Origin of the sequence: Helicobacter equorum, from assembly GCF_900198655.1 — a bacterium.
In the GTDB taxonomy this organism is placed as follows: Bacteria; Campylobacterota; Campylobacteria; order Campylobacterales; family Helicobacteraceae; genus Helicobacter_F; species Helicobacter_F equorum.
On the sequence record NZ_FZPO01000039.1, the window covers coordinates 1 to 8,718 of the forward strand.

The 8,718-nt window shown below is 38.0% G+C and carries 9 protein-coding genes; 3 read left to right on the top strand and 6 right to left on the bottom strand.

The genetic code is table 11. The features are described 5' to 3' along the window. The 5 genes from C6H22_RS06450 to hemW form a co-directional block, all read right to left on the bottom strand. Positions 1-465, bottom strand: a 465-nt coding sequence (locus C6H22_RS06450) for an efflux RND transporter permease subunit (RefSeq protein ID WP_199769813.1), incomplete at its 3' end; no start/stop codon positions are given. Further along, the gene (locus C6H22_RS06455; RefSeq protein ID WP_104694506.1) at positions 455-1,543 is read right to left on the bottom strand and encodes an efflux RND transporter periplasmic adaptor subunit; all 1,089 of its coding nucleotides are present in this window, start codon (positions 1,541-1,543) and stop codon (positions 455-457) included. The genes C6H22_RS06455 and C6H22_RS06450, both read right to left, overlap by 11 nt. A gap of 9 nt (positions 1,544-1,552) precedes the next feature. Further along, positions 1,553-2,845 (bottom strand): TolC family protein, encoded by a 1,293-nt coding sequence (locus C6H22_RS06460; RefSeq protein WP_104694507.1) that lies wholly within the window; start codon positions 2,843-2,845, stop codon positions 1,553-1,555. Between the two features lie 41 nt (positions 2,846-2,886). Next, on the bottom strand, positions 2,887-3,369 hold the full coding sequence (locus tag C6H22_RS06465; protein WP_104694508.1) for an RNA pyrophosphohydrolase: 483 nt from the start codon (positions 3,367-3,369) through the stop codon (positions 2,887-2,889). 81 nt (positions 3,370-3,450) lie between these two features. Beyond that, positions 3,451-4,524 (bottom strand): radical SAM family heme chaperone HemW, encoded by a 1,074-nt coding sequence (gene hemW, locus C6H22_RS06470; protein ID WP_158654651.1) that lies wholly within the window; start codon positions 4,522-4,524, stop codon positions 3,451-3,453. Between the two features lie 110 nt (positions 4,525-4,634). Between hemW and C6H22_RS06475 the strand changes: the two genes are divergently transcribed. The 3 genes from C6H22_RS06475 to rsfS are packed head-to-tail and all read left to right on the top strand — an operon-like array spanning position 4,635 to position 7,466. Then, positions 4,635-6,476, top strand: a complete 1,842-nt coding sequence (locus C6H22_RS06475) for an extracellular solute-binding protein (RefSeq protein ID WP_104694510.1) — start codon at positions 4,635-4,637, stop codon at positions 6,474-6,476. Further along, positions 6,473-7,108, top strand: coding sequence for a nicotinate-nicotinamide nucleotide adenylyltransferase (locus tag C6H22_RS06480; RefSeq protein ID WP_158654652.1), 636 nt, complete (start codon positions 6,473-6,475; stop codon positions 7,106-7,108). Before C6H22_RS06475 ends, C6H22_RS06480 begins: the two co-directional genes overlap by 4 nt. Positions 7,109-7,136: 28 nt before the next feature. Beyond that, entirely contained in the window at positions 7,137-7,466 is a 330-nt protein-coding gene (gene rsfS, locus C6H22_RS06485; RefSeq protein WP_104694512.1) for a ribosome silencing factor, read from the top strand. Here rsfS and C6H22_RS06490 read toward each other — a convergent pair. Next, a complete protein-coding gene (locus tag C6H22_RS06490) occupies positions 7,463-8,491 on the bottom strand; it encodes a glycosyltransferase family 4 protein (protein ID WP_233707075.1) in 1,029 nt (342 codons plus the stop codon). The two genes, rsfS and C6H22_RS06490, sit on opposite strands and share 4 nt — an antisense overlap. Positions 8,492-8,718: the final 227 nt, after the last annotated feature.

Below are 8,718 nucleotides of genomic sequence, written 5' to 3' on the forward strand. Positions count from 1 at the left end.
GGAGCGCTTTTCTACCTCGCTTATATCACCTTCAATGGTAAACATAAACATATCACTAAGTGGTGTAACAATGGGGGCTAAACCACCGCTTACCTCTGCTGGAAGATCTGCCATAGTCATTGTAAGCTTTTCATTCACCATATTGCGTGCAAGATAAATATCCGTCCCATCATTAAAATCAATGGTAATATCTGCTAAACCATATTTTGAGAGAGAACGCAAACTCTTTTGATTTGGCAAACCCAAAAGCTCTAACTCCAAAGGTCGCACCACCCTATTTTCCACTTCTTCTGGTGCCATACCTGGTGCTTTCAAAATCACCTTAACTTGTGTAGAGGAAATATCAGGGAACGCATCAATTGGCACAGTCAAAAAACTATATGCCCCAAAAAACAAAAGTCCGCATGCGCAAATGATCACCATTAAGCGCTGTCGGAGTGAAAATTCAATAATGCTAGTTAGCATTTTCGTCACCTGATCCAAGTCCGCTTAGCATACCTTGCAGGATAATAATAGATCCTGTGGCAATCTGCATATTTGGCTTAAGCACACCCTTAGCAATCCCAAAACTATTATCACGCTCTTCGGTTACATTGACTTTGGTTGGCAAAAAGCCATTTTTAGTTCTCACAAAAACAACATAATCATTATCAATCTTTAGCACTGATGATGAGGGAATAAGCATACTATTTTGGGGTAAATTGCCACCGATATACACCTCAACCATTTCGCCGACTTTGTATTCTTTGGCAGTGATTTTTGCTACCGCCAAAATTGTGTTTGTATCTCTATCAATAGCTACCGAGATTGTATCAATATAGCCGATATTTTTTCCAGACTGATCCAAAAGCACATCGCCTTTTTCAACCGTGTGCGCAAGATGTGCGGGTATGCGAATACGCCCTAAAAAACTATTGTCTTTGAGGGAGATTCTCACATAGGGTGTAAAGGCGTTGATTTTTTGCCCTATTTGTCTTGGAGCTACCGAAAGCACTCCAGATGCTCTAGCTACGATAGGAAAACCATAGCGCCCCTGCTTCCCACCCTCCATAAATGATCGACTAACACCCAATAAGTCAAGTTTTGCAAATGTTTCGTTGTATTTGAGTTTTAATTCATTCATTATAAGGTAGCTTAATTGATATTCACGGCGCGAAATCACACCACTTTCATAAAGCATTTTGTCTTTTTTTTCATTTTCTGATGCAATTTTAAGCCGTTCCCGTGTGTTGGTAAAGTCAAAAAAGAGTGTGCTAAGCTCATTGGAGCTAATATCACAGATTAAATCACCTTTTTCTACACGCTCCCCTTCACGCTTATAGATACTAACCACCACGGTTTCAAAGCTTGAACTCTGCGCCACAGAAGTTTTATCATCAAAATCAATCACGGCGTTAAAAGGTATGCCACGCGTGTCAAAGTCCTTAGTGCCTACATGTATGAGTTTTATACCATTGATTTTCATTTCATTTTCGTTTATTATGATCTCATCATAGCCCCATAGACAAGCACACAAACCACATATGAGAGCAATTTTTCGCATACCTTCTCCTTACTCTTTATTAAGATTCTCTAAAATGAGCGCCTGTGCTAAACTCTCTTCTAACATAGCCAAGGTATTGTTATAATCGCGCTTTGCTTCGATAGTCGCTATCATAGAATCTAAATAATTATTTTTGACTAGCAAATATTCAAAAACACTTGTTTTTCCAGCCTCATACCCAACCTTGCTAATTTCTGTAAGATTTTTCTTGTTTTCCTCATCTGCCTGTGCTACGCTGATAGCATTTTTTTTCATTTCAAGTTGTTTAAGATATGAGTGTGCATTGCTTTGCAGAGTATTTTTCAAAATCTCACTCTCTCGCACAGAACCACTTTGGAGTGCCAAATACATTGCTTTTTGATTGCCATATTTGGTAGTCAATGGGAGAGGGATTTTTACTTTAAAAGCTGCGCCTGTGTTAGATTCTGCAATATTAGCACCTGCACCAATTTCTACAGAATCAAAGCGACTTCTTGAGGCAAATTTCGCACTATTGGCATAATCTGCAATATCAAGCGCCACAATTTCTAAATAAAGCGAATCTTGAAGTTTAGATTCTATGTCCGCATCACTAAGCGTAATGTAACTAAAAATTAATCCACTCACTTCAATATCTATGCTACCATCCACAATCCCAAGGCCAACTTTTATGGCATTAAGAGTATTGGTTAGATTCTTTTTGGAGTTTTCATACATCACCTGCACACTCAAGAAATCGCTACGAAAGAACAAATACTGCGATCGTGAGATTCTTCCTGCATCAAAGCGAACTTTTGCTATATCTAATTGCTCTTTGGCATTCGATAACCTATCCTCATAAACCTTAAATTGCTCTTTTTGTGCAAGATAATCCAGATACAACCTCTTAATGCTAATCACACTAAGTCGTTTGGTAAGCTCATAGTTTTTTTGGGCTCGTATGTAGCGTGTTTCATACATTTGGCGCAATATACTACTAACCCAAGGTAAGCGCGGTGCTAGCATAAAATATGCTTCTGTTTCTAGCTCATTACCACCACTTGGAGAACGCACCTGCATAGAACTTACATCAGCATATGGACTATTCCATGCCCGTGCCGCTTTACCCTCATAAATTAGTGATTTTACATATGCTTGAGATTTGGCAAGCATTATAGAATTTTGCTCTATACGCTCCAAAAATTCATCAACACTCATCATATGCACAGAATCTACCATACTAAGGGATCGTGATGAAATTTGTCTAGATTCTTGTAGTGTTTGTGCGGATACAAATACACTCACGCAACACACACAAAACACAATTTTATATGCTATTTTCATTCAGAATTCACCTAATATGGAAAAATACTTCATAATCGCTCTTAAAGAAATCCTTCATCCTTAAAGTATCCTAAAATATTTTTATAAACACGTTTCTTAAAATGCGTAACATACTCAAAAATCTCCTTATAGGTAACAAATTTATACGCATCAAATTCCGGAGTGTGGGTCATAAGATTGATTTTGGCACCTGATTTTAATCGCACCAAGAAATATTTCTGAATCTGTCCATCAAATGGATACATTTTTTTGCTAATAGTCTCTGGAAAATCATACTTTACCCATTGTGGACATTCTGCGATGATTTCTACCTCACTTGTGCCTATCTCTTCACCCAACTCTCGAAAAAGCGCTTCTCTTGGATTCTCACTCCCATCAATCCCACCTTGTGGAAACTGCCATGCACCCTTTATGTCATTGCGTTGGGCGATAAAAAATTCACATTCATTTGGATATTTTGATGAAAGTATCACTGCTGCGACATTTGGCCGATATCGTTTCTGTTTTTCTTGTGTGTTTTGCATAAACCCATATCCTTGAAAGAATTAATCTTAATATTTTCACATACCTTAAAGTGCATTATACACTACCCAAAACAACAACGCCTAACTTAGCCACATCGCCAACTCATCAGCCAAAAGCATATCATCTGCGATAATATATTGACATTGTCTGCCTTGCATATCCATACGAGAGACTTTGTGGATTTTGTGAGAATCTAAAAGCAAAGCGAGATTGTGATGAGATTTTACAAGCTCATATGCCACGCCACTTTTGCACCTAAATCCAAGCATAATAGCCTCTAAGCTCAAATCTGCATCACTTAGTCTTTCTTCTAAGCGATAATGCGGATTAGCAATATAATTTTTTATATTTTTGTGTGCCATGGTCCGTATTTTGCCAACTCGCCCAAATGCCCCCGCGCCACATCCTATGTATTCCTTTAACTCCCAATATCCCATATTATGGCGACAATATGCACCATTTTTTGCATAATTTGATACTTCATATTGACTAAAACCAAGATGATCAAGAATCTCGCGCACTTCATAGCTCAAACTTTCTTTTGGTAGCACATGCTCCCTACCCTCAAAGCGTGAATCTGCATCAATACTCAAAGAATACGCCGAAACATGTGTCAATGGCAGGTTTTTGAGGTTTTCAAATTCTTGTTGAAGACTAGAGTGAGAATCTAATGGCGTGTCATACATCATATCGCAATTAATATTACTAAACCCCGATTTTTGAATGGATTCAAACGCACCTACAATATCCTTAATAGTATGATCACGCTCCAAAAATACAAGTTTCTTAGGATTAAAGCTTTGCACACCTACGCTTATGCGATTTGCACCAAGATTATAGAGAGCTTTGCACCAAGCAGTGGTGATGAGATTAACATTAGATTCTACACTGATTTCACAATCCCTACTTGTATATGCCCAAAAACTTGCAAAAATATCATCATAATAATGTGCCGGTAAAATATTTGGTGTCCCTCCACCGATAAAAACACTCTGCAACTTTCCATAAGGCATATAACGTTCTAGCGATATGCGAATATCTTCACAAAGTGCTTGTATATACATAGGATATATATCTTTGGAATCTACCACAGAATTAAACGCACAATATCCGCATTTACTCGCACAAAATGGTATGTGAATATATAATAACATCTCTAGTCCTTTAAAATTTCGCGCCATTATACTACACCACTCTTGCTTGTGTCTTTAAGCAAAGAAAAGATACAATCCAAAAGCATACTCTTAGCTCTTTAGGATGATACATGACAAAACCCTTACACGTTTTACTTATTTTTTGCCTATGCTTTGCAGAAATCTTTGGCGCACACGCAATAGCACTTTTTGGCACACCAAAATATCCTAGAGATTTTAGCCATTTTGACTACGTTAATCCCAACGCACCAAAAGGTGGTACGCTCAAAAGTTTTGAACTTGGCACTTTTGATTCACTAAATCCTTTTGTCCAAAAAGGCAATGCTGCTCAAAGTATCCTTGCTCTTGTGTATGAAACGCTTGGCGTGGGAAGCCTTGATGAGAGTGCGACAGAATATGGACTTATTGCACAAGAATTCATCCTGGATCCAAAGGGATTTTTTTTAGAATGTCATATCAATCCAAAGGCAACCTTTAGCGATGGAATCCGTATAAGTGCGGAAGATGTGAAATTTAGCTTTGAGACATTAATGACGCTTGGCAAAATCGAATATCGTCGCTACTACGCTGATGTGGAGCGTGTGGAAGTATTAGATTCTCACAAAGTGCGATTTTATTTTAAAACCAACAAAAATACCGAACTTCCTCTTATTCTCTCACAACTCCCTATCTTACCAAAACATATCTTTGTAACACAACAAGGCAACACCTTTGGGCAAAACCCCTTAGATTTGCCGATAGGAAGTGGTCCTTATGTCGTAGATTCTTATGATCTAGGACGCAAAATCATTTTAAAAGCCAACCCAAATTATTGGGCTAAAAATCACCCTACAAGAAAGGGTTTTTTCAACTTTGAGAATCTTGAAATAGAATACTACAAAGATCCTGTTGTAGCCCAACAAGCCTTTATGGCTGGAGCGTATAATTGGCGTATAGAATCTAGTGCAAAAGTCTGGGCAAAAGACTATAATACCCCTAAACAAGCGCTTCAAAAAATAGTGATACCAAACAATCTCCCAAGCACTTTGCAAGGATTTTTTTTCAATACCAAAAGGCAGGTATTTGCTAATGTGCTCGTGCGCGAAGCAATTTTTTATGCCTTTGATTTTGAGTGGAGCAACCAAAACCTCTTTTTTGGACAATATGAGCGCACCATTAATATTTTTGATAATTCAATCTTTGCTTCTAGCGGAATTCCTATGGGAGAAGAAAAACGCATTCTTCAAAAGCTCCCTCTCACGGATTCTAGAATCCTCACCCAAAAATATCTCATTCCTCGCACAGATCACAAACTCCCGCCACGTATCGAATCTGGTTGGAAAGATTGGCGAGGTATCACACATATCGATAATGCCGCAATTTTTGCGCAAGATAAACGCGAGAATCTCAAATATGCCGCCTCACTCTTAGCCCAAGCGGGCTTTAGATTCAAAAATGGCGTACTTGTGGATACAGATGATATGCCACTGCGTTTTGAGATTATGATAAATTATGAGGGATTTGAGCGCATTTGTCTCCCATTTATCCAAAACCTCCAAAAACTAGGCATACAAGCCACACTTGCCAAAGTCGATGACACACAATACACCAACCGCTTGCGCAATTTTGATTATGATATGGTGATTGGACTTGTAGGACAGAGCTTAAATCCCGGAAATGAACAGAGATTTTATTGGGGAAGTGAAGCGGCAAATAATTCTGGGGGGCGAAATTACGCACGGATTGATGATAGTAATATAGATTTTCTCATAGAACAACTCATCAAAGCCAAAGATTCTAAAGAAAAAATCGCCTATGGCAAGGCACTTGATAGAATCTTGCTCTGGGGCTTTTATATGATTCCACACTTTCATGCAAAAGGCTATCGCATAGCGTATTGGAATGATACAATTGCTATGCCCGACACACAGCCACTCTATGGATTTGATCCATATGTATGGTGGGCAAAATGACAACGCCACATAGCGTCATATTTGGTGGAAGCTTTGATCCACTCCATAACGGACATCTTGACATTATGCGCTATGTGTTACAGACACTTCATGCAGAGCAACTTATCCTTTTGCCCACATTTTGTTCGCCGTTTAAAAAAGAATTTTTATTAAGCCCAAAAGAACGCCTGATAATGTGTGAAATGACAAGTGCCTATCTTTCTAGATGCTATCCACAAGCACACATTACTGCATGTGATTTTGAGATTATGCAATCAAAGCCTACATATAGTATTGAATCTGTGCGATTCTTGCGAAATACACTTGGAGATTCTGCACGGCTTGGATTTGTGCTTGGATGGGATAATTATGCACAATTTCATCTATGGAAAGATTATACAATCCTATCAAGTATGCTTTCTTTGCTTGTTTTTGATAGAGGAAATCACGATCTTAAAAGCTTTAATTCCCTCACACAAGGTTTAGGTCTTACAGATTTAGAGGCACATTTTATCCCTTTTTGCTCTGCAATCTCTTCAACACACATTAAAAAACAATTTGCCAAAAAGGATTGTGCCCATGAAGCTTTTGGACAAATTCCATCGTTTTTAGTCCCTACTCTCAAAGACTTCTTACAAAAACATTTGTTATAATACCCGCATATTACTCAAAGGAGCGTTTTTGCAAAACCTTGCCCAAGAAATTATACAAATTTTAGAAGACAAAAAAGCAGAAAATGTCGTGTGTATCGATGCAAGTGATAAAGAATACCTTGTAGATTATGTCGTAATAGCTACTGCTATGGTGGGCAAACATTCTTTTGCCCTCCTTGATCACCTAAAAACTACGCTCAAAGCCAAGGGTGTAGAATTTTATGCCACTGATGAAGAGAGTGAAGATTGGATTATTGCGGATTTAGGAAGTGTGATGGTGCATATCTTTACGCAAAACCACCGCGCAAAATTCAATATAGAAGAATTTTTACAAACCCTCCCAAAACGCCTCATTTAGAATCTAAATACCACAAGACGCCTATAAAACATTTGATACAACACAACAAACACAAAGCTAAGCAGTATAAGCACAAAACTTTGGTGAGCAAAAACCACACTTAAAATCACAAAAGGCGTATATAATGCCAAAATCCATACCGAAGTTTTAGCATTACTCTTAGCAAAACGCTTATAAATAAGCATATGAAAATGCACACCATCTGGTTGCATAGGTGATAAACCTCTTTTTACCTTTTTACGAAAGATTGAAAAGAGTACTTCCCATACTGGATATATCATAAGGCTTAATCCAAACCACGCACTTACGCCATTTGATTGGTTTTGTGTCAGGGAGATGAGTAAAAATCCTGCTAAAAATCCTAGAAAATACGCACCACCATCTCCCAAAAAAATTCTTCCACGCGGAAAATTTAACACAAAAAACCCCAAGATAGCTGGTATGATTAAGATAGCAAGGTGAAAAATATCCCAATCTTGCACTCTGTATGCCACAATCGCAACAGCACCAAAAATCAAGACACACACACCACTTGCCAAGCCATTAAATCCATCAATGATGTTGGTAGCATTTGTGACGCCTACAAGTGCAAAAATACTAAAAAGCATACCAGCAACATACGGCAATACAAATCCGAGTGATAAATCACTAATGTAAGCGTGCATTGTATAACACGCCAAAAATGCTCCAAAACATTGCAAAAGCAACCGAAGCTTTGGACTTAGTGCGGAGCTAAAATCTTCTGCTAAGCCACTTAAAAAAATAATCAAACTTCCAAATAAAAGCCCTATAATGGGTTTATCAAAGCCAAAAAATATAGTGCAAGCACATAAAAAGGCTACAAAAATCCCAAGTCCACCAGCGCGAGAAGTATTATCGGTATGGAATCTTTGGGGTTTATCTGATGTTGCAGAATCTACAAAAAAATGCAAACGAGCAGAAACTTTAATAATGCCAAGACATACACACAGGCTTAGTAAAAACCCTATAAATGCGCTAGTGATGAGAGTAATATCAATTGCCAAAGGTTGCTCCAAATGATAATAAAAAGTTGGCATTATAGCACTAAATACACATTTTAAACATAGGCTTTGTGTAATTTATATTATGTATAGAAAAAAGATTGAAAAGTACTCTTTTCAATCTTTCGGCGAAAGAGACAAAAAGCACATGCCATGCAACCAGATTCACTGCACCTACATACATTGATATTCACATGTCTTCAAAGACGCCATAGCACATCTGCAAATGC

Bases quoted from the DNA above. Each gene is read 5' to 3' on its own strand.
- C6H22_RS06480 (WP_158654652.1), top strand. From the start codon at position 6,473: ATGACAACGCCACATAGCGTCATATTTGGTGGAAGCTTTGATCCACTC.
- hemW (WP_158654651.1), bottom strand. From the start codon at position 4,524: ATGTTATTATATATTCACATACCATTTTGTGCGAGTAAATGCGGATAT.
- C6H22_RS06475 (WP_104694510.1), top strand. From the start codon at position 4,635: ATGACAAAACCCTTACACGTTTTACTTATTTTTTGCCTATGCTTTGCA.
- C6H22_RS06460 (WP_104694507.1), bottom strand. From the start codon at position 2,845: ATGAAAATAGCATATAAAATTGTGTTTTGTGTGTGTTGCGTGAGTGTA.
- C6H22_RS06455 (WP_104694506.1), bottom strand. From the start codon at position 1,543: ATGCGAAAAATTGCTCTCATATGTGGTTTGTGTGCTTGTCTATGGGGC.
- C6H22_RS06465 (WP_104694508.1), bottom strand. From the start codon at position 3,369: ATGCAAAACACACAAGAAAAACAGAAACGATATCGGCCAAATGTCGCA.